Here is a 26,379-nt window from a genome sequence, read left to right as displayed (position 1 = left end):
TTGACCCGCAGAGGCAAGTAAGTAAAACTTATATTTTTTATAACTGATTAGCAGATCTTATGATGCTGGATTATCGACAGATTCAGGCGCTGGCCGCCGTGATCGAAGAGCAGAGTTTCGAGCGCGCCGCCGCCTCGCTTCATATAACCCAATCGGCAGTGTCGCAGCGCCTCAAGCAGCTCGAAGAGCGGCTCGGCCAGGCGCTGGTGATCCGCTCCAGCCCGGTGCGGGCAACGCCGGCCGGTCAACAGGTACTCAAGCATTATCGTCAGGTCAGCCTGCTGCAAAAGGAACTGCTCAGGGAGGTGTATGATGCCGAAGACAGCAGCTTTACCCGCCTGTCTCTGGGGCTGAATGCAGACAGCCTCAGCAGCTGGTTTTTACCGGCGCTACAGCCCTTGCTGGAGCAGGAAAAGATCCTGCTGGAGCTAAAGGTCGATGACCAGGATCAGACCCACCACCTGCTGCGCACCGGCGAAGTGATTGGCTGTATCACCGCCAGCCCGCAGGCGATGCAGGGCTGCAACTGCATTCCCTTGGGCGTCATGCCGTATCGCTGCCTGGTATCACCCTCCTATATCAGTCATTACCTCGGCGGCAAGGTAACCGCCGCAGGGCTGCGCCAGGCGCCTGCGGTGGAATATAACAACAAGGATGCGCTGCATTGCCGCTATCTGGAGCGTTTTTACGGCCTGGCAGCCGGTGACTTCCCGCGCCATCGCGTCCCTTCCCCTGATGCCTTTATTGACCTGATTGTGCGCGGCTTTGGCGCCGGCATGGTGCCGGATCAGCAAAGCCGCCATTTTCTGGCCAAGGGGCTGGTCGTGGATCTGGCCCCCGGGAATTACCTCGCCGTACCGCTGTACTGGCACGTCTGGAACCTGAAGACACCGTTGGCGCGGCTGCTGACAGAAACCCTGCTGCGGGGCGCGGAAAAGCTACTGGAACCCTTTTCTGACCATCCGGTTCTGACACACCCCTGAAAGCCGGTATATGATCCAGATCAGCCAAGGCTTCCTTGATCTACATCATAATGGCCGGCCCTTCCGGCAGCTGGAAAACGACAGGACCCTCGTCGAATGATCAAAATTGAACAGCCACCCGCACAGCATCAACTGGAGTTTTTTATCCAACAGGCCCGTCAGGCCCGCCCCATCCGCACGGCGGTGGTGCACCCGGTTGATCACAACTCCCTGACAGGCGCCCTGTCCGCCGCCTCAGAGGGCTTGATCGAGCCAATACTCATAGGACCCGAGGAGCGTATCAGAGCCCTTGCCGAGCAGGAGCAGCTCGACCTGACGGGGATAGAGATCATCCAGGTACCCCATAGCCATGCCGCCGTCGAGAAGGCCTGCCAACTGGTGCACGAGGGCCGCGTCGAGGCGCTGATGAAAGGCGCGCTGGCCACCTCCGAGCTGCTGAGCGCCGTGCTGCACAAGACCCTGGGTATCAGAACCGAACGCCGCCTCAGCCATGTGTTTGTGTTTGATATTCCCAATTACCACAAGCCACTGGTGATCACCGATGCCGCCATCAATGTGGCGCCAGATCTGTCGATCAAGCGGGATATCGTGCAGAATGCCATCGAATTCTGTCAGATTCTCGGAATTCCCAGCCCCCGCGTCGCCATCCTGGCGGCGGTCGAGAAAATAGTACCGAGCATGCAAAGCACACTGGACGCCGCTGCGCTGTGCAAGATGGCTGAGCGGGGTCAGATAAACGGGGGCATACTGGACGGCCCGCTCGCATTCGACAACGCCATTTCGCGCCAGGCTGCACTCGACAAGCACATAGAATCACAGGTTTCAGGAGAAGCCGATATCCTGCTGGCGCCCGATCTTGAATCTGCCAACATGATTGCCAAGCAACTGGTGTACCTTGCCAATGCCGAGTCGGCCGGCATCGCCCTCGGGGCCCGGGTGCCAATCATTCTGACCAGCCGCGCGGACAATACCCTGACCCGCATGGCATCCTGTGCCCTTGCCTCCCATATTGTGCATCAGCGCAACGCTCTCAACCTGAAGCTATGAGGAACACCGGACCCATGATGTGTATTTTGGCGGTAAACGGCGGCTCCTCCAGCCTCAAGTGCGGCCTGTACGAAGCTGGCGCCGATGTCCCTCAGCTGCGATATCGCTTCAAGCTGGGCGATGCCCTGGGTACGCCGGAACTGTCCATTACCGGCGACCGGGGCCAGCAGCTCGCCCTGCTCCACCCCGACTTTAGCCAGATCGCCTCCAACCAGCGCCACCTGATGGCACTGACACTGGTGCTCGACTGGATCGATCAGAACCTGCCCGACTGCACCATCAAGATGGTGGGACACCGGGTTGTCCATGGAGGTCAGCAGTTTTCAGCCCCGGTCAGAATCGATGACGACCTGATTGCAGCCCTGCATCATCTCAGCCCGCTCGCGCCCCTGCATCAGCCCTTCAACATCGAGCTTATCCAGGCCTGCCGGGCACGGCTGCCAGGGCTGGTGCAACTAGCCTGCTTTGACACCATGTTCCATGCCGGCCAGTCCAGCCTGGAGCGCCAGTACGCCATCCCCGCCCGCTTTACCCAGGATGGCATTCAGCGCTATGGCTTCCACGGCCTGTCCTACGAGTTCATTCAGCGCCAGCTGGCGGCACTGGGTCGGGGGCTCGGGCACAGCCTGATCTGTCACTTCGGTTCCGGCGCCAGCATGTGCGCGGTGAAGGATGGCCGCTCGATCGCCAGCAGCATGGGTTTTACCGCCGTCGAAGGCCTGCCCATGGGCAGTCGTTGCGGCAACATCGACCCCGGCGTGCTGCTGTACATGCAGCGCCACTACGGGCTGGATATCGATGCGCTGGAGCAGATACTGAACAAGGAAAGTGGCTGGCTTGGGGTTTCGGGGATCAGTTCAGACATGCTCGAACTGCACAGCAGTGAAGCCGATGCGGCCGAGTTTGCGATCGACATGTTCTGCTATCGCGCCGCGCTGGAGACAGGCCGCCTTAGCGCAGCCATGGAAGGCCTCGATCGCATCGTCTTCACCGGCGGGGTGGGTGAAAACGATGCCGATATCCGTGCCCGTATTGGCAAGCACCTGGAGTGGCTCGGCGTAAAACTGGACGCCGTGGCCAACACCGCAGCTGAGACACTGATCAGCCATCCAGACAGCCGAATTGAGGTGCTGGTGATTCCGACCCACGAAGGGGCCATGATCGCCCAGCACTGCCACGAGATGGCGGGCTGAACGTCCCCGTGGCGGCAGTCCGGTTGCTCTATCAGGCCTGGCTGCGCTGACGCACCGCCTCAAACAGGCAGACACCCGCAGCCACGGAAACGTTCAGGCTACTGACTTCACCGGACATCGGGATCTTGATCAGGTGGTCGCAGTGCTCGCGGGTCAGGCGGCGCATGCCCTTGCCTTCAGCCCCCATGATCAGCGCCATGGGCCCTGTGAGGCTGGCGTCATACACCATCTGCTCGGCTTCCCCGGCGGTGCCGGTAATCCAGATGCCACGTTCCTGCAACATCTGCAGCGTTCGCGCCAGGTTGGTTACCTGCACATAGGGCACCACTTCAGCGGCACCACAGGCAACCTTGGAGACGGTGGAATTCAGCGGTGCGGATTTGTCTTTTGGCGCTATGACCGCCTGAACACCGGCGGCATCGGCGGTGCGCAGACAGGCCCCCAGATTGTGGGGATCCGTGACGCCATCGAGCACCAGCAGAAAGGGCGCTGTATCGAGGCCATCGAGCAACTGATCGAGAAAGGCCTCATCCTTGGAAAGAATCGGATCGCATAGCACTAGCACCCCCTGATGCACGCCGCCATCAGACAGCCGATCCAGCTCCTGGCGGCTCACACGCTCCGGACGTACATGCACGGGCGCCGCCAGATCGATCACCTGCTGAATACGCTCATCGTTACGGCCCTGCTGCACCAGTAGACGCTTGATGCGCTTGGAGTCGCGTTTCAGCGCCGTTCGCACCGCATGCTGACCGAACAGAATTTCGTCTTCCAATGGATATGCTCCTGTACCCGGTCAAAGACCGGGATGCCGGGCCAGGATTCCAGATCCCGCTCGGATTAATCGTATGTGCCGCGGCGCAGCCACCAGAATCATCATGCATGACGCCTGACATGATCCTTGGCTTGATAGAGCCCGGTGCCGGACGGGCGCGTATTATCCCCAACTCGGGCCTAAAAACCCAGCGCCCTGGCCCTGGGCCCGGTCACAAAAGGTGATGAGGCAGCTTTCAGGGCAGGTAAAGCGCGCCAGAGACTGCGCAGAATAAAAGGTTGGCCCTATGAGCATCAGTCTGTATTCGCCGTCAGTCAGGCGATCTCATGGCTGTAGGCGTCATCAGCGCCCTGACTGTCATTCCAGCTGATATCCAGGGTACCACCGCCGGTGCCCCGAAAACGAAAGCGCAGAAAGGGATCCGCCGACATCGCCGGCGAGAGCGCGGCGCCAAACACCTTCTCGCCCCGGTAGCGCACCTTGAGCTCTTGAATAAACAGGGCGTCCGCCGCATCGGCCACACAGCCCGCCTGCGCCGCCATGTCATGCTCCAGAAACAGCCGTACCGTAATGACGTCGTCCTTGATCGAAGTCTCGACTCTCAAGATACGGCCTCGCCATTGCCTGGGCCACAGCCGCTCAGCACAACCTGCACTGGCTGGCTGTTTCTGAACAGCTGCCCGTCAGACTCCACCACGACTGAAACCTCACTGGATTGGGATAAACGAATGCGCACAGCAAGTTCTGGCAGCGTATTGGGCCCAAGCTCGAACAGGGCCGCCAACGGCCGGGGGTTTTCGTGTACCAGCAGCGCAAGGCGGGACACCTTGGGCAGATGGGTCAGCACCATGACCGGAACCAGTTCGCCCTGATGCGCCGTGGTGGGCAGTTTCAACTCGATCTCCAGTGCCTTAACCGTATCGCTGCGGCCGAAGGCCTCGATCAGTGCAGCCTCAACGGCCGGGCTTTCAAACGCCCGCCGGTTCCAGTTGGCCAGGGCTTGCAGCGGCGCCAGCAACAGCGCAGCCGCGGCGACTCCCAAGCGTCGAACAAACAGTCGCCGTTGCATCAAAGGACTCCGTGGCGTTTTGGTCTAAAAGGCGAGAATACCTTAAAGACCGGGCCCAGGCAGCTTTTGCTATCAGCCTCCGACAACCGACCGACAACAAAAAGGCCGCTGAAATCAGCGGCCTTTTGCATGGTGTGGCGCAGGATCAGAGCGCGGCGAAGATATTGTCGCGGATCTGCTCAACGGAGCCAACGCCCGGGATATAGACATAACGCGGCGCAGTAGCAGCGTCGGTTTCGCCCCAGCCCTTGTAGTAGTTGATCAGGGGCGCAGTCTGGTCATCGTATACTTTCAGGCGGGCACGTACGGTGTCTTCCTGATCGTCAACACGCTGAATCAGCTCTTCACCGGTGACATCGTCCTTGCCTTCCACCTTGGGGGCATTGAAAAGCAGGTGGTAGGTACGGCCAGAGCCGGGGTGAACACGGCGTCCGCTCATGCGCTTGATGATTTCTTCATTATCGACGTCGATCTCAATCACGGCATCGATCTGCACACCGGCCTCTTTGAGCGCATCAGCCTGGGGGATGGTGCGCGGGAAGCCGTCGAACAGAAAGCCGTTGGCGCAATCGTCCTGGGTGATGCGTTCCTGCACCAGACCGATGATGATGTCATCGGAGACCAGCTGGCCTGCATCCATCACAGCCTTGGCCTTGATACCCAGCGGTGTACCGGCCTTGACCGCGGCGCGTAGCATGTCGCCGGTGGAGATCTGCGGAATGTTGAATTTCTCGGTCAGGTACTGTGCCTGTGTGCCCTTGCCGGCGCCGGGGGCGCCCAGAAGAATAATACGCATTGTGAGGTTGGCTCCTACTCTTGAAATAACAAAAAATTAAAAAATATGTTTCGCGTGGCTGTGCGGCAGTCAGCACCCAATACTCATTGCTCTGGACAGTAACGAGTCCGGCACGGGGGGACAATGCGACATTAGCACTAACGCACTGAGGAAAAAGCAGCGCAACAGCCTTGAAAGCTGCCGCCTGCGGCGATGCCGGGCACGCGATTTTTCGTCAGCACACTAGCCTTTTGGTGTACGCGCAGGCGTTGCCTGCGCGCAAAAGGGTATTGAGGGTAAGCTAAAAGCGGGGTTGTCATCAACCCCATCAGTGGTCTGACCAAAAATCAGCCAGTATTGCGCATCCCCGCCGAGATTCCGGACATGCTCACCATCAATGCCCGTTCCAGCCGGCTGTCGGGCTGAGTACGGTCACGCAGCAGCAGCTCGGCCTGCAGAAAGTGCAGCGGATCTATATAAGGATTGCGCACTTCGATGGACTGACGGATCACCGGGTTCTCGGCCAGCAGCTGCGTTTGCTGCCGGATCTGCTTCACCAGCTCAACACTGGCACGCAGCCGGCTACGCAGACTCGAGCCCAGCACCCGCAGCTCTTCAGACACCAGGCGGGCATCGTAGTAGGCCGCGATATCCGGATCACTCTTGGCCAGCACCATCTCCAGCATGTCGATATTGGCGCGGAAGAATGGCCAGTCACGGTACATGCTGTGCAACAAGGGCAGCTGATCGGCCACCGCCTCCTGCAGCGCACTGTCCGAACCCAGCCAGGCTGGAAGCATCAGACGGGTCTGGGTCCAGGCAAAGATCCAGGGAATGGCCCGCAGGCTCTCGATGCCACCGTCGGTACGCCGCTTGGCAGGACGGGATCCCAGTGGCAGCTTGGCCAGCTCCAGCTCCGGTGTCGCAGCCCGGAAGTACTGCACAAAATGCTCATCGTCCCGCACCACGGCGCGGTATTCCTTCAGCCCCCGCAGCGCCATGCGCTCCATCTGGCTGCGCCACTGCGGCTGCGGACCGGGCGCCGGATCCAGGGTTGCCTGCAACACCGCGGCGGTATAAAGCTCCATATTGCGGATCGCGATTTCGGGGATACCAAACTTGAAGCGAATCATCTCGCCCTGCTCGGTCACCCTCAGGCCATGATCCACCGATCCAGGTGGCTGGGCCAGGATGGCGGTATGGCTCGGACCACCGCCACGGGCCACGGTACCGCCACGGCCGTGAAACAGGGTCAGGTGCACCCGATGCCTATGACAGACGGTGGTCAGTTCTTCCTGAGCCTGGAACTGGCCCCAGGCGGCGGCCAGCTGGCCAGCATCCTTGGCGGAATCCGAGTAGCCGATCATGACTTCCTGCTGGCCCTGAATATAATCCTGGTACCAGTCCAGCGACAGCAGGGCATCGATACAGCCATGAGCCCCCTGCAGGTCGGACAGGGTTTCAAACAGCGGCACCACGCGCATGTTGTGATCGATGCCCGCTTCCTGCAGCAGCAGAATCACACCCAGTACATCCGAAGGCTGGCTGGCCATGGAGATCACATAACTGCCCAGAGAATTTTCCTCCGAAGCTGCGACCACCTTGCAGGTATCCAGCACTTCCTGCACCAGGGCGGACGGTTGCCAGGCTCTGGGCAACAGCGGGCGGCGGCTGTTCAGCTCGGCCAGCAGGAATTCCTGCCGACGGGCCTCGTCCCAGTCGCTGTAACAGCCCAGCTCGTAAAACGCGGTGATTTCATCAAAGACGCCGGCGTGGCGATCGGCATTCTGCCGAATATCCAGCTTGACCAGCGTCATGCCAAAGCAGGCAATGCGCCTGATCATGTCCTGCAGCCGCCCCTGAGCGATAATCTGCATGCCACAGTCCTGCAAGGATCGGTGACACAGTAGCAGCGGCTGCAACAGCTCCTGTTCGTGCAGCAGCACGCCCTCGGCCGGCACCTGATTGCCATCGAGCTGCGCCTTGATCCACATCTTGGTGCGCCCAAGAGCGGCACGCACCTCACCGAGCAGCTCGCGGTAGGGCTCGGATACCTCGCCGACCCGCCCACGCAACTCGGCATTGCTCTGGCTCATGGACAGTTCGGCACGCAGCTGATCGATATCGCGGTAGTACAGATCCGCCGCCATCCAGCGCGACAGCAGCAGCACTTCGCGGGTAACGCTGGCGGTCACATTGGGGTTACCGTCACGGTCTCCACCCATCCATGAGGAATAGCGCACCGGGCAGCAATCCAGTGGCAGGCCTTCACCCAGCACTTCCTGCAACTGCTCATCCAGGGTGCGCAGGAACTTGGGCACAGCGTGCCAGAGGGAGTTTTCAATCACGGCGAAGCCCCACTTGGCCTCTTCCACCGGAGTCGGGCGCTGCTGGCGGATTTCGTCTGTGTGCCAGATCTGGCTGACGAGTTCACGCAGGCGATGCTGCACCTTTTCACCCCGGTCAAGGCGCTTGAGGCAATCGGCAATATCATCAAACTTCTGAATCAGGGTGCGGCGATTCACTTCGGTCGGGTGTGCGGTCAGCACCAGATCCACACTCAGTTTGCCCAGACCATCGGCAATCTCGCGCACGCTGAAACCACGATCGCTCAGGCGGCGAAACAGCTGACCAAGGGACTCGGGTGCGTCCTTGCCACTGTCTTCCAGACGCCGGCGTACCCGGTGGTGCTCTTCGGCAATATTGGCCAGGTTCAGGAACTGGGTGAAGGCACGGGCCACCGGCAGTACTTCATCTTCGCTCAGTTCGCCCAGGGCGCTCAGCAGTTCGTGATACTCGCTGTTGTCTTCCTGGCGACCAGCCTTGGCCAGCTTGCGGATGCGCTCTACCTTTTGCAGAAAAGCCTCGCCAAGCTGGGTTTCGATGGTCTGCCCCAGACAGTCCCCCAACATTCGAACATCATCGCGCAACGCTTCGTGCAGATCAGCCATCCACTCTCTCCCTTAGATGAAAATCACCCGGGCGCTATGCCCGGAGTCACATCGGCTCTTCGAGCATAATGGATTCCCGGCCAGGAAGGTAAATTCAAAACACAGAAAAATGCCGAATTCGGTAAATTTTTTACAAGGGCGCGGGACGGCGCGGCGCATGCCCCAAGCGACGGCGGCGACAAAAGCCATAGCGGCAGTATCCGGCCATAACAGGGAGCATGGAGCGCACCAGGGTGGTGCAAAAAAGCTGAATTAGCAGCGTCTAACGGTCTCAGAGACCGAGCTTTTTGGCCTGATTCCAGAAGCCATCGAGTTCGTCGAGGCTGTAGCTGTCCCAGTCACGCCCAGAGGCCGTAACGACACTTTCGATATAGCCGAAGCGGCGCATAAACTTGGCGTTGGTACTGCGTATGGCGGTTTCAGGATCCACGCCAAGGTGACGCGCCAGGTTGACCTGGGCAAACAGAAGATCCCCCATTTCATCGGTGATCTCGTCCTGCTCACCACGGTGGATGGCTTCACGCAGCTCGCCGATCTCCTCTTCGATCTTGTCGAGCACCAGCAGCGGATCATTCCAGTCAAAGCCCACCCCGGAGGCACGCTTTTGCAGCTTCAGCGCCCGGCTGAGGCCCGGCAGCGCCGCCGGAATATCATCCAGCACCCCGAGGTTCGCCTTGCCTTCTCGCTCTTCCTGCTTGATCAGCTCCCAGGTTTCGCTAACCTCCTGCTCGCTGCGCTGCATGTCGCCGGCGCGGGACGCCAGAGTGCCGGCCGGAAATACATGGGGATGGCGTCGAAGCAGCTTTCGCACCAGATTATCGACGATGTCGGCAAAGTCGAAACGACCGCTTTCATCACCGAGGCGGGCGTAAAAGACCACCTGAAACAGCAGATCACCGAGTTCGTCCTTGAGGTGGGGCCAGTCCTGCCGCTCTATGGTATCCGCCACCTCGTAGGCCTCTTCGAGCGTATGCCGCACTATGCTGGCAAAGCTCTGCTTGAGATCCCAGGGACAACCGTCCTCGGGATCACGCAGCCGCGCCATCAGGGTGAGCAGGTCATCCAGGTCGTACTCAGTCATCAGCCTGCCCCGTAAAGCGCCGCATCATGCCGACCCGCTGCGCTGGCGGTGCACGTCAATGACATTGGGTATCTGGTTGATCTTGTCCATGATGCGCCCGAGCAGCTCAAGGCGGGAAATTTCCACCGTGATCGTCAGGCGCGCCACATTGCTATTACGATCTGTCAGGGTGTTGGCCGCCAGCACATTGAGGCTGCTGTTGGCCAGTTCCATCATGATGTCACGCAGCAGCCCTGAACGGTCGTAGGCTTCGATGAAGATATCCACCGGATAGGTCGCCTCGCCCGCCTCGCCCCAGTCGACCTCGATCATGCGTTCGCGTTCCTGCTCGCGCAATGCCAGCGCATTACTGCAGTCTTCGCGGTGCACCGACACGCCCCGACCCTGGGTGATGTAACCGACAATCTGATCCCCCGGAACCGGCTTGCAGCAGGTAGCCATCTTGGTCAGCAGGCTGCCCACGCCGCGAATCCGGATGCTGTCGCCAGCGGTCACCTTGCTGCGGCTGATCGCTGGCAGCGCCAGGTCGAGCTGCTCGTCGACATGCTCGACTTCAACCTGGCGCTGGGCGGCATTGATGATCTGTGACTGGCGCAGATCGCCGGCGCCAAGGCCGGCAAACATGTCATCCACCTGGCGGTAATTCAGTTCCTGGGCGATCAGTTCCAGATTGATCTCGCGGATATCCAGTGCCAGGCGCCTGAACTCCCGCTCGACCATATGCCGCCCGGCTTCGGCGTTCTGATCACGCGCCTGGTCCTTGAACCAGTGCGCGATCTTGGCCCGCGCCCGGGATGTAGTGACGTAACCCAGGTTAGTGTTGAGCCAGTCCCGCCGCGGCCGCTCTTCATTGGCGGTCATGATTTCAACCTGATCCCCGGTCTTGAGCGCCCGGGTCAGCGGGATGATGCGACCGTTGACCTTGGCACCGCGACAGCGATGACCGATTTCAGTATGCACACGGTAGGCAAAATCCAGCGCCGTAGCGCCGTGGGGCAGATCCAGCACATGGCCTTCGGGCGTGAATACATAGACCCTGTCCTGGGTGACATCGCCCCGCAGCATGTCGCCAAAAGCTTCACTCTGACCCAGGTCATCGTGCCATTCGAGTACCTGGCGCAGCCAGGCAATCTTGTCCTCGTAGGACGAGCTGCGGCTATTGAGATCCGTGCCCTTGTACAGGTGATGCGCACAGACCCCGAGCTCGGCCTCGTCATGCATCGCCTGGGTGCGGATCTGAATTTCCAGCACCTTGCCTTCCGGGCCTATCACCGCCGTATGCAGTGAACGGTAGCCGTTGGGCTTGGGTGAGGCGATGTAATCATCAAACTCGTGGGGAATATTGCGCCACAGACCGTGCACTATGCCGAGCGCGGTGTAGCAGTCGCGGGTTTCGGGCACCAGAATTCGCACCGCCCGAACATCGTAGACCTGGCTGAATTCGATGTTCTTGCGCTGCATTTTGCGCCAGATACTGTAGATGTGCTTGGCGCGCCCCATCACCTGGCCATCAATATTGACGGCCCCCAGATCCGCTTTGAGCTTGGCGACCACGGTATTGATAAAGTTCTGCCGATCCAGCCGCTTTTCATCCAGCAGCGTGGCGATGTCCTTGTAGTCGTTGGGTTTCAGGTAACGAAACGACAGGTCTTCAAGTTCCCACTTGATATGCCCGATACCCAGCCGGTGCGCCAGAGGGGCGTAGATGTCGAACACTTCGCGGGCCACCAGATAGCGTTTGCGGCGCGTGCCGGTCTTGACGCCACGAATGGCGCAGGTGCGTTCGGCGATCTTGATCAGCGCAACGCGCACGTCGTCGATCATCGCCACCAGCATCTTGCGGACGTTATCGACCTGATTCGTGCCAGTGCCCAGCACCGCTTCTTCGAAACGGGGATTCTTGCGGGTACCGATCGCCGCCATCTGCAGCACGCCGTCAATCAGCTGCGCCGCTTCGGCGCCAAACTGATCACTCACCTGCTTGAGGCCGAGCTTGTTCTCGCGCACCGCACGGTACAGAATGGCCGCGATCAGGGTCAGGGAGTCCTGCTGCAGCTCGGCCAGAATGCAGGCCATGTCCAACCCGGTACGATAGCTACCGAGGCTGGTCTTGGACCATATATCATCTTCGTTCACCGCGTGGGCGCGTTCTTCACACGCCTTGGCCAGCTCACAGGCCTGGCGGATCTGACCAAGATCAGTAATGTCGACCTGCTGCTGCAAGTTCAGCAGCCACAGATCCAGATCCACGGTACCATCCTCACGAATCGGATGGTCTTCTCTAACTTTCACCACGGCACAGCCACTCCTAAATTCCGGGCACCGAGGATAGGGTTCCGGGCGAACTGCGGAGCCTATCCCGGTATCGTCGGTCTGCCTTACGTCCTTTTCTATTATTCTTCTTCGGGGCCTGGCAACCTGCCGGACTTAACACTGATCTACTCGGCTCGGGCATCCTGCTTCGCCCTAACTTCTGCATCCACGCAGTCGTGCGAAAAAGCCCGACAGGCTGCGAGCGCCGCTGACAATAATTCAAAAACGGCACCACCCCTGCCAACAAGCGGCACATTCTAGTCGTTATGACCCGTGATCGCGAGCAAGTTCCGTGCACCGGCAATCCGGGTGCCACCCCCGAAGCCAGCACCCGTCAGGCACCGGCATGGAAATGCGCCCGGCAATCTTCAGGCCTGGCTGTAGACGCCGGTCGACAGATAACGGTCACCGCGATCACAGATAATGCAGACGATCACCGCATTCTTCAGCTGAGCCGAGAGCCGCAGCGCGCCCGCCACCGCGCCCCCCGAGGATACACCGCAAAAGATGCCTTCCTGGCGCGCCAGCGCCCGCATGCAGTCTTCGGCTTCACGTTGTTCAATATCCAGCACCTGATCCACCCGCGCCGGATCAAAGATCTTCGGCAGATAGGCCTTGGGCCAGCGCCGGATACCCGGAATCTGCGAACCATCACTGGGCTGCAGACCGACAACCTGAATGGCCGGATTCTGCTCCTTGAGATAACGGGAGGTTCCCATAATGGTGCCGGTCGTGCCCATGGATGATACAAAATGAGTCACGCGCCCATGGGACTGCTGCCAGATCTCAGGCCCGGTGCCCAGATAGTGTGCATCGGGATTGTCGAGATTAGCGAACTGGTCCAGCACCCGTCCCTTGCCGGCGGCTTCCATCTGCTGCGCCAGGTCACGCGCACCTTCCATGCCCTGCTCCGGCGTCACCGTAATCAGCTCGGCGCCGTAGGCGGTCATGGAGGACTTGCGCTCGGCACTGGAGTTGTCCGGCATGATCAGGATCAGCTTGTAACCCTTGATAGCCGCCGCCATCGCCAGTGCAATGCCGGTATTGCCCGAGGTCGCCTCGATCAGGGTATCCCCCGGGCGAATGTCGCCGCGGGCTTCCGCCTGCTGAATCATGCCCAGCGCCGGGCGGTCCTTCACCGAGCCCGCTGGGTTGTTGCCCTCGAGCTTGCACAGAATAATGTTCGTGGTCTCGCCCGGCAGGCGCTGCAACTGCACCAGGGGCGTCTTGCCGACATAGTGCTCGATGGTTGGAAATTCTGGAGTCATGTCTGTCACCGGTGACTAGTACGTAATTTGACGAAACGAGGGCGTTCAGGCCTTAGGTATCCTGCTCGGCCACTACAAAGGCGACCACCAGCTGCTGCTCATCGCTGTAGGATAGATGCAGCCGGCTAACGCCCAGTTCAAGGGCGCGCGCCTGGGCCCCGCCACTGAGCTGCAGGTTAGGTTTGCCCAGGGCATCGTGCCCGATCTCGAGGTGCTGCCAGCTCACGCCACGGCCGATACCCGTACCCAGCGCCTTGACCGCCGCTTCCTTGGCGGCAAAACGCTTGGCCAGATAGCGCGCCTGATCCTGGCTGGCCTCAAAGCCCGCCAGTTCCTGTGGCCTGAGGATGCGCTGCGCCAGGCGCGGCGTGCGCGCCAGAGCTGCGGCAATACGGTCGATCTGTACAAGATCGGTACCGATGCCGGCGATCATCGACTCAGCGCATCCCGCTGTGTCTGCACCCGCGCCTGGGTTTCGAGCATCAGCCGGCGCATCTCGGCAACCGCCTCCTTGAGCCCGACAAAGACTGCGCGGGCAATCAGGCCGTGGCCTATATTGAGCTCGTTCAGCTGGGGAATTTCGGCAATCTGCTCGACATTGTGGTAGTGCAGCCCGTGGCCCGCATTGACGATCAGCCCCTTGTCCCAGGCATAGCGGGCGGCATCGCGGATGCGCTCAAGCTCGACGCGCTGTGCCGCGGCGGTCGTCGCATCGGCATAGGCGCCGGTGTGCAACTCAATGACCGGAGCACCGCAGCGCAGCGTCGCATCGATTTGGGCGCGGTCGGGATCGATAAACAGCGACACCTCAATACCGGCGGCGGCAAGGCGGTCACAGGCCGCCTTCATCTTGCTTTCCTGCCCGGCCACATCGAGACCGCCTTCGGTGGTGAGCTCTTCGCGCTTTTCCGGCACCAGGCAGCTGTGTGCCGGACGAATTTCTTCGGCAAAAGTCAGCATTTCGTCGGTAACGGCCATTTCCAGATTCATGCGGGTCTGCAGGGTTTCCTTCAGCAAACGCACATCACGTTCCTGAATATGACGCAGGTCTTCGCGCAGATGCACGGTGATACCGTCGGCACCGGCTTCCTCAGCCAGCATCGCAGCCTGCACGGGATCGGGGTAACGGGTGCCCCGGGCCTGGCGCAGGGTCGCGATATGATCGATATTGACTCCCAGCAACAAGCGGCTTGGCTCAATCACACTTATCTCCTTTTTATTCAAGAGTGCCCTGCCACCATGCCCGCAGGCACGGCAGGACGCTGAAATAGTTCACGGCTGCGCAGGGCCTTGCCACCGAGCATCTGATCCAGTGCCAGGCGCATCAGCCTTTTGGCCGCTCGTCTCGTATGTGGTTCGGAATAGTCATCTTCGCCGATGGCCAGCAGCTGCTGGCCACCAAAGCAACGCGGCCGCTCGGAGTCGCGCGGCACGGTGACAGACTGCAACCCGCCTTCGGGTCGTAAAAAATACACGGCCTGGGCATCCAGATCACTCAGTTCCAGCGCATAGCCGATCTCGCTCAGCAGGTGTCGTTCAAAGGTACGCAATGCACCCTCGATATCCTGCCCCGAGAGCAGTTCGTTCAGCGCGTACTGATAGTAAACATAGAGTCTGGGGTGCGGGTCGATGGGCTGCAGCAGTCGCTGCAACAGTTCGTTGAGATACAGGCCACAGAGCAGTGCCCGCCCCTGCAGAAAGACCGGAGGCGCCGCGGCCTCGGCCTGACCGAGGGTTTTCAGTTCGCTACGCCCGGACCAGCTCAGCTGCAGCGGCACAAACGCCTGGATACTGGAACGGGAGCGCGAACCTGGACGACGCGCGCCCCGGGCAACCAGACTGACCTTGCCGTGTTCCAGCGTAAAGCAGTCCAGCAGCAGGCTGGTGTCACGGTAGGGACGGGCATGCAGCACATAGGCCGCCTGCCCATCGACTCGATAATCCATCAGAAATGCTCAGTATGCATGACGGCTTCCGAAGTGCTGATCAGGCCGGCCATCGCGGCGCGGCACCCCCGGGTGCGGGGACAATGCGGCGCGTGCCAGCGTCAGTCGTCATAACCCAGACTGCGCAGCGCCCGGTCGTCATCCGCCCAGCCCTTGCGTACCTTGACCCAGAGATTGAGCATGACCTTGCTGTCGAACATGCGTTCCATGTCCAGCCGCGCATCCCGGCCAATGGTTTTCATGCGTGCGCCCTTGTCACCGATCACAATACGTTTCTGCCCTTCGCGCTCGACCAGTATCAGCGCACTGATGGTCAGCAGGCCGTACTCGTCCTGTACAAACTGTTCAATCTCAACGGTAGTGCCGTAGGGAATTTCCTCCCCGAGATTGCGCATCAGTTTCTCGCGCACAAGCTCGGCGGCCACAAAACGCGAACTGCGGTTGGTGATCTGGTCTTCAGGGTAATAGTGTTCGCCGGCGGGCATATGCTGCTCCACCAGTTCCTCCAGGCGAGGCACGTTGTGCCCGTTCTTGGCGGAAATGGGGATCACTTCGGCGAATTCCCGCTTGGCGGTAACCATCTCTAGGTGCGGCAGCAATTCTGCCTTGTCCTTAAGCTGGTCCACCTTGTTGACCACCAGCACCACCGGGCAAGGTACCCAGGTGAGCTTCTCCAGCACCAGATCGTCTTCGTCGGTCCAGGCGGTACGGTCAACCACAAACACCACCAGATCGACATCACGCACCGCATCGGCGGCCGTTTTGTTCATGTAGCGGTTCAGCGCCTTGCCCTGATCACGGTGCAGCCCGGGTGTATCAACATAGATGACCTGCAGGTCATCTTCGGTCTTGATACCCAGAATCTGGTGCCGCGTGGTCTGGGGCTTGCGCGAGGTGATACTCAGCTTCTGACCGAGAATATGGTTTAGCAGCGTCGACTTGCCCACATTGGGGCGCCCGACAATCGCCACAAAGCCACAGCGCTGTTCGCCCTCGTAGGGCTCAGCGCCAGGCATTTCCGGCATTTCCGGCATTTCAAATTCGTCGCTCATTCGGCTTTCTCCACCTGCAGCCCGATCAGCGCAAGCCTTGCTGCTTCCTGCTCCGCCTGGCGGCGACTATTGCCCTCGCCTTCACTCGGCACCGTCAAGCCCGCTACATGACAGCGGATAAAGAAGGTCTGGGAATGGGCTTCACCATCGACCGCGATCAGCTCATAGTCCGGCAGTGCCAGACGTCGTGACTGCAGATGCTCCTGCAGCCGGGTCTTGGCGTCCTTCAGGGATTCGTTCAGATCGAGCTCTTCCAGACGCTCCTTGAACCAGCGATGGATAAAGCCACGGCAGGTTTCCAGGTCACTATCCAGATAGATGGCTCCCATCACCGCCTCGGTCGCATCGGCCAGAATCGAGTCACGCCTAAAGCCGCCGCTTTTCAGCTCGCCGGAGCCCAGACGCAGGTAATCACCCAGATCAAGTTCACGGGCAACCTCAGCCAGGGTCTCGCCCTTGACCAGACGCGCCCGCAGACGACTGAGCTGACCTTCACGTGCCTGGGGGAACTGCCGGAAGAGCGCATCGGCAATAACAAAGTTGACTATGGAATCACCAAGAAACTCCAGCCGCTCGTTATTGCGCTTGCCGCAGCTGCGGTGGGTAAGTGCCAGTTCCAGCAAAGATGGATCATTAAAGCTATAGCCCAGACGTCGGCTAAGATCTGCGGTCGGTTTGATCAAGGTTTTATGACTTCGTAATGCTCGTTAAATTTAACCACGGCATCCACGTTATAAAACATCGGAACCCGCTCTTCATAGACAAGATCAAAATGGATCTTGCCGTCTATATTCTCAATCTTGAGGAAATCTTCCCGCGACAGCTCAGCTCGCACCTGGTTGATAATGGCGCGATCGTAGAGTGTGCGCCGAATGGAACGAAATTCCTTGGACATCTGATCCTGGTCGTTAATCACATTTTCAAGAATGGATTTAACGGTCGCGTGCTCCTTGTATGGCGTAAACAGCTTAAAGCCCACGGCCAGAAAAATGCCGGCGACAATCATCCCCATCAGGATGGAAACAAAAGACGCGCCCTGTTCCCTTTTCATAGCATTGATCATTTCTATCCCCTATTCACCAGGCAGCTACACGATTACTCAATCAGGCGCACATCACCGAACGACGGAAGACTGAAGAAGGTTTCCCAGTGCATCCAGACGGCAAAGGCCTTGCCCACCAGCAGCTCGTCCGGCACAAAGCCCCAGTAACGGCTGTCATTACTGTTGTCGCGGTTATCACCCATGACGAAGTACTGCCCTTGTGGCACAACCCACTCGCCGACAATTCCGCGGGCGGCAACATCATGGTAGACCTGGTGCTGAACCCCGTCCAGATTCTCCGCCAGCAGCAGCTGCTGTGGCTTGAGGGGCGGAAGCTGGGCCAGAAGCTGCTGTTGCTGCGGCTTTCCATTCACAAATACGGTCTTGTTCTGGTAGCTGATACGGTCACCCGGCAGGCCAATGACGCGTTTGATGTAATTGACCGACGGGTCTTTCGGGTATTTAAAGACGACGACATCACCCGCCTTGGGCGTATTCAAATCGACGATCTTGGTATTCAGCACCGGCAGTCGCAGGCCGAAGTGATACTTGTTTACCAGAATGAAATCACCAATCTTCAGCGTCGGCAGCATGGAGCCCGACGGGATCTGAAACGGCTCAACCAGAAAGGAGCGCAGCACCAGCACAACAAAGAGCACAGGGAAGAGCGAACGGGAAAGGTCGATCCAGCCTGGCACCTGGTTGAGTTTGCTCAGCGTCTCCTGCGGCAGAGCACCCGACAACTGCAGCTGAGCTTTATGTACCCGGGCACTGCGTGCCGGCGCCAGCCAGAACTTGTCCACACACCAGCCAATCGCGGCCACTAAGGTCGCAACCACAAGCACCAAAGCAAAATCGAAATTCATCGTCTGTCCTTAACTATCAACTTTCAGTACGGCAAGGAATGCATCCTGCGGAATCTCGACCCGGCCGACCTGCTTCATGCGCTTTTTGCCTTCTTTCTGCTTGGAGAGAAGCTTTTTCTTGCGGCTCACATCGCCGCCATAGCACTTGGCCAGTACGTTCTTGCGCAGCGCCTTAACCGTGCTGCGGGCAATAATCTTGCCGCCGAGCGCCGCCTGAATCGCGACATCGAACATCTGCCGCGGAATCAGCTCCTTCATTTTTTCACACAGCTGACGGCCACGATATTCGGCGTTATCCTTGTGCAGAATCACCGCCAGCGCATCAACCTTCTCGGCGTTGATGAGAATATCCATGCGCACCAGACGGGCAGCCTCAAAACGAATGAAGTTGTATTCGAGCGATGCATAGCCGCGGCTGACCGACTTGAGCCGATCAAAGAAGTCGAGTACGACCTCTGCCATCGGCAGTTCATACTTCACCTGCACCTGCCGACCGACATAATGCATATTCTTCTGAGTGCCACGCTTTTCCACACAGAGACCGATAACCTGGCCGAGGAACTCCTGCGGCACCAGGATATTGGCTTCGACGATAGGCTCACGCATTTCTCGCACTGAACCTGGGTCCGGCAGCTTGGACGGGCTGTCGATATGTACTACTTCACCGGTATTAAGCTCAAGTTCGTACACAACAGTAGGGGCTGTCGTGACCAGATCGAGGTCGTACTCTCGCTCCAGTCGTTCCTGAATGATCTCCATATGCAGCATGCCGAGGAAGCCGCAGCGAAAGCCGAAGCCCAGAGCATCAGAGGTTTCAGGTTCGAAGAACAGCGATGCATCATTGAGCGTCAGTTTGTCGAGCGCGTCGCGGAAATCCTGGTAATCATCCGCATCTGTCGGGAATAGCCCGGCGTAGACCTGCGGCTGAACCTTTTTGAATCCCGGCAGTATAGGTGTATCAGGCGTCTTGGCGTGGGTCAGGGTGTCGCCGACCGGAGCGCCGTGGATGTCCTTGATGCCGGCGATGATATAACCCACCTCACCCGCCTTGAGCGCATCGGTCGGAGTCTGCTTGGGGGTGAAGATACCCACCTGATCAACCGGGTAGGACAGCCCGGTGGATTTGACCAGTACCTTTTCCTTGCGCCGCAACACACCGTGTTTGACCCGAACCAGGGAGACCACGCCCTGATACTTGTCGAACCAGGAGTCAATAATCAGCGCCTGGAGCGGTGCCTCCAGGTCGCCGACCGGCGCCGGAATATGTTTGATCAGAGCTTCCAGCACGTCCCCAACACCCATGCCACTCTTGGCCGAGCAGGCAACAGCATTACTGGCATCGATACCGATGACCTCTTCGATCTCTTCGCGCACCCGCTCGGGCTCTGCCTGGGGCAGATCCATCTTGTTCAGGATGGGCAGCACTTCCAGACCCTGTTCCAGCGCGGTGTAACAGTTGGCCACGGATTGCGCTTCCACACCCTGAGCTGCGTCCACCACCAGTAGCGCACCCTCACAGGCAGCCAGGGAGCGAGACACTTCGTACGAGAAGTCAACGTGCCCGGGGGTGTCGATAAAGTTCAGCTGATAGGCCTCGCCATTCAGGGCCTGGTACTTGAGCGTAACGCTCTGGGCCTTGATCGTAATGCCTCGCTCACGTTCCAGATCCATTGAGTCCAGAACCTGCGCGGCCATCTCACGCTCAGCCAGACCACCACAGGTCTGAATAAAGCGGTCGGCCAGGGTCGATTTACCATGGTCGATATGGGCAATGATGGAGAAGTTGCGAATATGATCGAGATTGCTCACGTGTAGGATACTCGGGATCAGCTGACCCTGGATATTAGGGCGATAATTCAAAGCGACGAAGTTTACCGTATTTACCGCAGCGCGGCTATCGAATGCACGCGCCCTGCACCGGCACAGGGCGCCGAACTCAGAGCCCGCCCCCCACCCCTGAACGAAACAGGGGGCCGGCTGGCCCCCTGTCACTGCTTACTCGAGCTTGAGCGGAATAAACATCGGGCTGCCCCGACGCACGATGCGCAGGGGCACCGGCCGGTCAACCGGCAGGCTTTCCACCGCCTGTTCGAACTGTGCCACACTCTCGATCACTTCGCCGTTGACCATGGTAATAACGTCCTCGACCACAAGCCCGGCATCCGCGCCGGCACCTGGGTTAACCGCACGTATCACCACGCCTGAACGCAGATTCCACTTTTCCTTGCGCTCGCTATCCAGCTCGCCAACAAGCAATTCAAGGCGATTGCTTTTCAGCTCATCGACCTGGCCGGATGCGGCAAACTGCTCGCCGCTTTCAGGCAGCGCTTCTATGGTGACATCCAGTCGCTCATGCTTGCCGTTACGCACTATATCAATAGGCACGGACTCGCCGGGCTTTACGCGGCCAACCTGCGGCGGAAGGTCCGACGACAAATCGATATCCCGATCATTAAAACGGTAAATCACATCACCTTCCATGAAGCCTGATTTTTCAGCGGGGCTACTCGGCAATACTTTTGCGATCAATGCACCGGCGGGCTTGTCGAGCCCGAAGGACTCGGCGAGATCCCTGCTCACTTCCTGAATAATCACCCCCAGCCAGCCACGGGTGACATGCCCCTGGGTCTTGAGCTGCTCGGCAACATCCATGGCAACGTCGATTGGAATAGCGAACGACAGCCCCATAAAACCGCCTGAGCGGGTGTAAATCTGTGAGTTTATGCCGACAACCTCGCCATTGAGATTAAACAGTGGGCCACCGGAGTTACCCGGATTGATCGCCACATCAGTCTGAATAAAAGGCACATAGGTTTCGTTGGCCAGCGCACGCTCGGTGGCACTGACGATGCCCGCGGTCACAGAATGGTCAAACCCAAAGGGCGAACCAATGGCAAGAACCCACTCCCCCGCTTCCAGCGCCTCGGACGAACCGATGCGGACATGCGGCAACCCGGTCGCATCAATTTTCAGCACCGCCACATCAGACCGCTCATCAGAGCCAATCACCTGGGCTTCAAGTTCACGCCGGTCACTCAGGCGCACCAGCACCTTACCAGCACCCTTGACCACATGATGATTGGTAAGAATGTAGCCGTCTTCACTGATCACAAAACCGGAACCCAGCGAGCGTGGCGCAGGACGCAGCTGTTCTCCGAGCTCCGGCAGCTGCTTGAAGAAGTGTCGGAACATTTCCGGGATCTGCTCCGCATCAGGTCCTTCGAACGGACTGAGCGCAGACGCCTGACCAGTTTTCTCTTTGGGTACCGTACTAATATTGACCACAGCTGGCGCCGCTTCCTTCACCAGACTTTTAAAGTCAGGCAATTCAGCATGCGCAGGCAACCACACCAGACACAACAAGATGCTGAGTACTACTTTCATTGACTGCATGGATTCAGACCTTTTGAGGGCACACTAAATAATATTCATCAGTACAGGCTGGTAACGACAGGAGCGCGCCAAGCGTTGCCCGGCACCTCTAACCAGCAGCAAACCTGCTGCCAGACCAAAGAAACTGCCAAAAACCGAGGGCAACTCGGACACACCGTAAAAGGATCCCAGATATCCGCCCAGGAAGAGCAGGACAAGCGGCAGGGTATATAGCAGCAGTGAGGCTTGCAGAAAACTGCCTTCTTCAATACCAACACTGACCCTGTCGCCTACGCGCGCCACAAGGCCATGCGGGTTATCAATCAGCAGACGTTCGCTGCGCTTGCTGGCATACTCTGCCAGTGCACGCTGGCCGCATCCCTTGCTGGCACTGCAGCTCTGGCAGGTGCCTGTGCGGTCGGACTCGACCCAGATACCGTCGCCATCCACCGCAACCACAACGGCTTCTTCCTGCAGCATTTACTGGCTGACCTGAACTGAGGCGGCAATACGATCCGCAATCATCAGCGGCACATCACCCACAACCGTCACGAAGTCATCACCGCGACGCTTGCCGACCGCGATCATGTCCTTGGACTGGGCAGCGCCGGCGGCAACCGTCTGACGTCCAAACGGCTCGATGCAAACGGATACCGAATGACGCCCATCGGAAAACAGCATCACTTCGGCATCGGGCATCACTTCGTGACGCACCTTGGTAAAGCCATCCGGCAACCACTGGGCACGCCAGCCCGGCTTTTTGGCGCCAAGCATATGCTGATGCTGATCGATGTAACGCTCAAGCCCCCGTGGCAGACGAATAACATCCGCCTGCGGCGTTGCTCCCTGAGCGGCATAGCCACTTTCGTGCCCATAGCGGGCCCGCACAAAATCGGCGGAACTGCTCACAGACGGCAGCAGGTACTGTGGCTGGTTACTGGCAACCGTGTTGACGGGCTCGGCGTTGAAGCCCTGCACACCCAGAATGACCGCCGCCGTCACAGAAGCAGCCGTGGCCATGCTGATCAGAGGCTTCCAGTAACGCCCGGCCTCGACCTTGCGGGGAGCAACCTCCTGCTCTACTACATTGTCCCGAGTATCCAGCAGCGACCCTGGATCGGCACTGGCGATCTGCGCCATCACGCCAGCACTGATATCAGTCATCACCGTATCGCGCTCACCCTTGAGCGCAGAGCGTGTCAGGTGGTAACGCCGCCATTTTTCACCCATCGCCGGCTGCTCATCCAGCGTGGACAGCAGCCGACGCGTTTCAAAGTCATTGGCTTCACCGTCCACAAGCGCCGACAGGGTATCGTTGAACTGATCACTCATGGTTTTCCCTCAAACACATTCTCATCATGTTCCCGGCGGCTCTCCGTCATTCCGCAAGAAAAGGCACTATCTCTTTATCGATCGCCTCTCGCGCCCTGAAAATCCGGGAACGAACCGTTCCCACCGGGCAATCCATGACATTGGCGATATCTTCGTAACTCAAACCATCGAACTCGCGTAACGTCAGCGCAACCCGAAGGTCTTCGGGCAATTTATCCAGCACACGTTTAACGATGGCTTCAAGCTCATCCCGATAAAGATTGTTCTCGGGAGTCTCAATATCCTTGAGCTCACTGTCTCCGCCAAAATAATGCGCATCCTCCACCGCCACATCAACATCCGGTGGACGGCGCCCCTTGGCAACCAGGTGGTTTTTGGCGGTATTGATGGCAATTCTGTACAACCACGTATAAAAGGCACTGTCGCCACGAAATTTCGGCAAGGCTCGGTAAGCCTTGATGAAAGCCTCCTGGGATACATCCAGCGCTTCGTGGTGGTCATACACATAACGCCCAATCAGGCCGATGATCTTGTGCTGGTACTTTTTTACCAGCAGATCATAAGCTCGACTGTCACCCGCCTGCACACGCTTCACCAGCTGCCCGTCAATCGCGCTCTGACTCTCGTTTGACACTCCAGATCCTTATGTTCCAAGGTACTACTTCCCCTACTGCAGGGGATTTAATGACGTGAGTATGGCTGTGCCGACTACGTCATTGCAACCTCTCAAGAGCCGGGTATCGCAAGCTAAACAATATGAACCTGGGGTGAATGGTTAGTTCCGGCCGAATCGTAAAAATATCCCGTCAAACGACACAAAAGGTTCACGCAAGCAGCCCCTGCATTGCATAATTGCTTTTTGGCATTCCGCACTACGGCTCTCAGGGTTAAGCATGACCAGCGAACATATCCATGACGTTTTGATCATTGGCAGCGGAGCGGCAGGTCTGACACTGGCTCTGCAGCTTCCTGCGCACCTGAGCGTCGCTGTATTGAGCAAGGGAGAGCTCACCTCCGGCTCTACCTGGCTGGCCCAGGGCGGTATTGCAGCCGTGCTCGATGCTGGCGACACAACCCAGGCCCACTACGCTGACACCATGATCGCCGGCGCCGACCTGAGTCGCCAGCAGGCTGTCGAATACACCGTAACCCAAGGCACTCGTAGCGTTCAGTGGCTGATTGAGCAGGGCGTTCCCTTTACCCGCGAAGACAGCCACCTACACCTAACCCAGGAGGGCGGCCACTCCCACCGGCGCATTATCCATGCCGCCGATGCAACCGGCAGAGCAGTACAGGAAACCCTGATTCAACAAGCCCAGTCTGCCAGCAACATCACACTGTTTGAAAACTGCATCGCAGTTGACCTGATCACCCGTGAAAAGCTCCGCCTGGCCAGCAATCGCTGTGTCGGCGCCTACGTCCTGGACAGCATGTCCGGCGAGGTTAAGCTGTTCCGGGCCGGCCAGGTCGTACTTGCCACGGGCGGCGCATCCAAGGCCTATCTTTACACCAGCAACTCGGACGGTGCCTCGGGAGACGGCATCGCCATGGCCTGGCGTTCGGGCGCCCGGGTCGCCAACATGGAGTTCAATCAGTTTCATCCCACCTGCCTGTACCACCCGCAAGCCAAGTCATTCCTGGTATCGGAAGCTGTGCGCGGAGAAGGCGGACACCTGCTGTTGCCGGATGGCGAGCGCTTTATGCTGCGTTTTGATGAGCGTGGAGAACTGGCACCGCGCGACATCGTCGCCAGAGCCATTGACCACGAAATGAAACGCCTCGGCTGTGACTGCCTTTATCTCGACATTTCCCACAAGCCTGCTGACTTTATCAAGGGTCACTTTCCGACCATTTACACCAAGTGCCTGGAGCTGGGCATCGACATCACGCGCCAGCCCATTCCCATAGTGCCCGCCGCTCACTACACCTGCGGTGGCATCGTTACCGATATCCGCGGCCGCAGCGATATCCCCGGACTCTATGCGATCGGCGAAACAGCTTTTACCGGCCTGCATGGCGCCAACCGGCTTGCCTCCAACTCGCTGCTCGAGTGCCTGGTATTTGCCAGCGCGGTCGCGACGGACATCGCCGCCAGCCAGACAATATCGCCGGACAGAAGCATCCGGGTGCCGGCCTGGGATGCATCCCAGGTCACCGACTCCGACGAAGACGTTATCATTTCCCATAACTGGGAAGAGCTGCGGCGTTTCATGTGGGATTATGTCGGCATCGTTAGAACCAACAAGCGACTGCAGCGGGCAAAGCACCGCGTCGACCTGCTGCAACAAGAAATCACAGAGTATTACAGCAACTACCGCGTCACCCGGGATCTGCTGGAGTTGCGCAATCTAGCGCTGGTATCAGACCTGATTATTCGTTCAGCCATGCAGCGCACCGAGAGCCGGGGCCTGCATTACACCCTCGACTATCCGGATCTTGCCCCCGAGGCACGCGACACCATCCTGACACCGGTTAACTACGAGTGGCCTGATCAGGTGCACTGAGCTTCAAGGGTGCGAGCCTGGCGATCACGCTCAGGCGCCTGAAGGCATCGGCAGTTACGCTGTCGTGCAAGAGCACCAGCCGCCGCCGTCGGCCACCGGCATGAATCCGCAATATCAGCAGCCAGCGCCAGGCCAGCACCGACTCCAGCGCATCGGCTGTCACCCAGCCCTGCCCCGCCTCATAGAGCGCAACAGTATGCAGATCCGCATCCCAGCGCAGCGCCTGTACCGTGCCCCTGCGCTGACGGTAACTCAGCCAGAGACTCAGCCCTGCAACGCCAGTCAGGCACAGAATCAGATAGAGCGGGAGTACCGAAAGAGCCAGCAGTACGACCAGCATCAGGTGACTCGATAGCTGCAGCCACCAGAGCATGCGCGAAGGCTTGAACCTAACCTCAAGCGGGCTGAACACGGTCCAGAATCATCTTCACCATACGGGCAATCTCAGGGTCGGCCGCAACCTCACGCTGCATAAACCAGACAAACAGATCCTGGTCTTCGCAGGCAAGCAGCTTTTCAAACCTCAGCTGATCCTCCAGCGACAACTGCCTGAACGCCTCATCAACAAAAGGCACCAGCAGAACGTCCAGCTCAAGCATGCCGCGCCGACTCTGCCATTTCAGACGTCGAATATCCTCATCACTGTACATAGAACTCTCAATACTATTGCTGCGAATTATGCAGGCGTTTTATCACGCCCGTCACAAAGCAGCAACCCATGCTTTTAAATGCTTATACGAAAACCACGGGGGTTAAAATCCCACATACAAAAACGCCCCGACCAATGGTCGAGGCGTTTTCGTTGAATAA

26 protein-coding genes are annotated in these 26,379 nt (G+C 58.9%); 4 read left to right on the top strand and 22 right to left on the bottom strand.

Annotation, left to right across the window (positions count from 1 at the left end):
* Positions 1 to 62 precede the first annotated feature (62 nt).
* The 3 genes from MRS74_RS20530 to MRS74_RS20520 all read left to right on the top strand — a co-directional run bounded on the left by MRS74_RS20530 (position 63) and on the right by MRS74_RS20520 (position 3,223).
* Positions 63 to 983 (top strand): LysR family transcriptional regulator ArgP, encoded by a 921-nt coding sequence (locus tag MRS74_RS20530; protein ID WP_254582149.1) that lies wholly within the window; start codon positions 63 to 65, stop codon positions 981 to 983.
* Positions 984 to 1,079: 96 nt separating this feature from the next.
* A complete protein-coding gene (locus tag MRS74_RS20525) occupies positions 1,080 to 2,030 on the top strand; it encodes a bifunctional enoyl-CoA hydratase/phosphate acetyltransferase (protein ID WP_254582148.1) in 951 nt (316 codons plus the stop codon).
* Between the two features lie 14 nt (positions 2,031 to 2,044).
* Positions 2,045 to 3,223, top strand: coding sequence for an acetate/propionate family kinase (locus MRS74_RS20520; protein ID WP_254582147.1), 1,179 nt, complete (start codon positions 2,045 to 2,047; stop codon positions 3,221 to 3,223).
* A gap of 31 nt (positions 3,224 to 3,254) precedes the next feature.
* Here the strand turns inward: MRS74_RS20520 and rlmB are convergent, their stop codons facing one another.
* The 20 genes from rlmB to rpoE form a co-directional block, all read right to left on the bottom strand.
* A complete protein-coding gene (rlmB, locus tag MRS74_RS20515) occupies positions 3,255 to 3,998 on the bottom strand; it encodes a 23S rRNA (guanosine(2251)-2'-O)-methyltransferase RlmB (RefSeq protein WP_254582146.1) in 744 nt (247 codons plus the stop codon).
* A gap of 314 nt (positions 3,999 to 4,312) precedes the next feature.
* Complete coding sequence (locus MRS74_RS20510; protein ID WP_254582145.1) at positions 4,313 to 4,603, bottom strand: thiosulfate oxidation carrier complex protein SoxZ; 291 nt, start codon at positions 4,601 to 4,603, stop codon at positions 4,313 to 4,315.
* On the bottom strand, positions 4,600 to 5,067 hold the full coding sequence (locus tag MRS74_RS20505) for a thiosulfate oxidation carrier protein SoxY (RefSeq protein WP_254582144.1): 468 nt from the start codon (positions 5,065 to 5,067) through the stop codon (positions 4,600 to 4,602). Before MRS74_RS20505 ends, MRS74_RS20510 begins: the two co-directional genes overlap by 4 nt.
* A 145-nt stretch (positions 5,068 to 5,212) precedes the next feature.
* Complete coding sequence (gene adk, locus MRS74_RS20500) at positions 5,213 to 5,863, bottom strand: adenylate kinase (protein ID WP_254582143.1); 651 nt, start codon at positions 5,861 to 5,863, stop codon at positions 5,213 to 5,215.
* 326 nt (positions 5,864 to 6,189) lie between these two features.
* Positions 6,190 to 8,793: a phosphoenolpyruvate carboxylase gene (gene ppc, locus MRS74_RS20495; protein ID WP_254582142.1), complete on the bottom strand. Its 2,604-nt coding sequence runs from the start codon at positions 8,791 to 8,793 to the stop codon at positions 6,190 to 6,192.
* 271 nt (positions 8,794 to 9,064) lie between these two features.
* The gene (gene mazG, locus MRS74_RS20490) at positions 9,065 to 9,874 is read right to left on the bottom strand and encodes a nucleoside triphosphate pyrophosphohydrolase (protein ID WP_254582141.1); all 810 of its coding nucleotides are present in this window, start codon (positions 9,872 to 9,874) and stop codon (positions 9,065 to 9,067) included.
* Positions 9,875 to 9,898: 24 nt separating this feature from the next.
* Positions 9,899 to 12,169, bottom strand: a complete 2,271-nt coding sequence (gene relA, locus MRS74_RS20485) for a GTP diphosphokinase (RefSeq protein ID WP_254582140.1) — start codon at positions 12,167 to 12,169, stop codon at positions 9,899 to 9,901.
* Between the two features lie 386 nt (positions 12,170 to 12,555).
* Positions 12,556 to 13,455: a cysteine synthase CysM gene (cysM, locus tag MRS74_RS20480; RefSeq protein WP_254582139.1), complete on the bottom strand. Its 900-nt coding sequence runs from the start codon at positions 13,453 to 13,455 to the stop codon at positions 12,556 to 12,558.
* Positions 13,456 to 13,507: 52 nt separating this feature from the next.
* The gene (locus tag MRS74_RS20475; protein ID WP_254582138.1) at positions 13,508 to 13,888 is read right to left on the bottom strand and encodes a holo-ACP synthase; all 381 of its coding nucleotides are present in this window, start codon (positions 13,886 to 13,888) and stop codon (positions 13,508 to 13,510) included.
* On the bottom strand, positions 13,885 to 14,655 hold the full coding sequence (pdxJ, locus tag MRS74_RS20470; RefSeq protein WP_254582163.1) for a pyridoxine 5'-phosphate synthase: 771 nt from the start codon (positions 14,653 to 14,655) through the stop codon (positions 13,885 to 13,887). Before pdxJ ends, MRS74_RS20475 begins: the two co-directional genes overlap by 4 nt.
* Positions 14,656 to 14,675: 20 nt before the next feature.
* Positions 14,676 to 15,401, bottom strand: a complete 726-nt coding sequence (gene recO / locus MRS74_RS20465) for a DNA repair protein RecO (RefSeq protein WP_254582137.1) — start codon at positions 15,399 to 15,401, stop codon at positions 14,676 to 14,678.
* 101 nt (positions 15,402 to 15,502) lie between these two features.
* On the bottom strand, positions 15,503 to 16,453 hold the full coding sequence (gene era, locus MRS74_RS20460) for a GTPase Era (protein WP_438362350.1): 951 nt from the start codon (positions 16,451 to 16,453) through the stop codon (positions 15,503 to 15,505).
* Positions 16,450 to 17,136: a ribonuclease III gene (rnc, locus tag MRS74_RS20455; protein ID WP_254582136.1), complete on the bottom strand. Its 687-nt coding sequence runs from the start codon at positions 17,134 to 17,136 to the stop codon at positions 16,450 to 16,452. Before rnc ends, era begins: the two co-directional genes overlap by 4 nt.
* Positions 17,133 to 17,516, bottom strand: a complete 384-nt coding sequence (locus MRS74_RS20450) for a DUF4845 domain-containing protein (RefSeq protein WP_254582135.1) — start codon at positions 17,514 to 17,516, stop codon at positions 17,133 to 17,135. The genes rnc and MRS74_RS20450 overlap by 4 nt, the downstream gene beginning before the upstream one ends.
* A gap of 32 nt (positions 17,517 to 17,548) precedes the next feature.
* Complete coding sequence (lepB, locus tag MRS74_RS20445; protein WP_254582134.1) at positions 17,549 to 18,361, bottom strand: signal peptidase I; 813 nt, start codon at positions 18,359 to 18,361, stop codon at positions 17,549 to 17,551.
* A 9-nt stretch (positions 18,362 to 18,370) separates the two neighbouring features.
* Complete coding sequence (gene lepA, locus MRS74_RS20440) at positions 18,371 to 20,170, bottom strand: translation elongation factor 4 (RefSeq protein WP_254582133.1); 1,800 nt, start codon at positions 20,168 to 20,170, stop codon at positions 18,371 to 18,373.
* A 186-nt stretch (positions 20,171 to 20,356) separates the two neighbouring features.
* Positions 20,357 to 21,754: a DegQ family serine endoprotease gene (locus MRS74_RS20435; protein WP_254582132.1), complete on the bottom strand. Its 1,398-nt coding sequence runs from the start codon at positions 21,752 to 21,754 to the stop codon at positions 20,357 to 20,359.
* Positions 21,755 to 21,778: 24 nt separating this feature from the next.
* Entirely contained in the window at positions 21,779 to 22,213 is a 435-nt protein-coding gene (locus MRS74_RS20430; RefSeq protein WP_254582131.1) for a SoxR reducing system RseC family protein, read from the bottom strand.
* A complete protein-coding gene (locus tag MRS74_RS20425; protein ID WP_254582130.1) occupies positions 22,214 to 23,065 on the bottom strand; it encodes a MucB/RseB C-terminal domain-containing protein in 852 nt (283 codons plus the stop codon).
* 46 nt (positions 23,066 to 23,111) lie between these two features.
* Entirely contained in the window at positions 23,112 to 23,699 is a 588-nt protein-coding gene (rpoE, locus tag MRS74_RS20420) for an RNA polymerase sigma factor RpoE (RefSeq protein ID WP_254582129.1), read from the bottom strand.
* Between the two features lie 259 nt (positions 23,700 to 23,958).
* Between rpoE and nadB the strand changes: the two genes are divergently transcribed.
* Positions 23,959 to 25,569 (top strand): L-aspartate oxidase, encoded by a 1,611-nt coding sequence (nadB, locus tag MRS74_RS20415; RefSeq protein ID WP_254582128.1) that lies wholly within the window; start codon positions 23,959 to 23,961, stop codon positions 25,567 to 25,569.
* Here nadB and MRS74_RS20410 read toward each other — a convergent pair.
* On the bottom strand, positions 25,538 to 25,981 hold the full coding sequence (locus MRS74_RS20410; RefSeq protein WP_254582127.1) for a protein YgfX: 444 nt from the start codon (positions 25,979 to 25,981) through the stop codon (positions 25,538 to 25,540). The two genes, nadB and MRS74_RS20410, sit on opposite strands and share 32 nt — an antisense overlap.
* A complete protein-coding gene (locus MRS74_RS20405) occupies positions 25,965 to 26,219 on the bottom strand; it encodes an FAD assembly factor SdhE (protein ID WP_254582126.1) in 255 nt (84 codons plus the stop codon). The genes MRS74_RS20410 and MRS74_RS20405 overlap by 17 nt, the downstream gene beginning before the upstream one ends.
* Between the last annotated feature and the right edge of the window lie 160 nt (positions 26,220 to 26,379).

It is taken from the genome of Marinobacterium sedimentorum, from assembly GCF_024267675.1.
GTDB classification, from domain to species: Bacteria; Pseudomonadota; Gammaproteobacteria; order Pseudomonadales; family Balneatricaceae; genus Marinobacterium_A; species Marinobacterium_A sedimentorum.
This window is presented reverse-complemented; position numbering and strand designations above follow the sequence as displayed.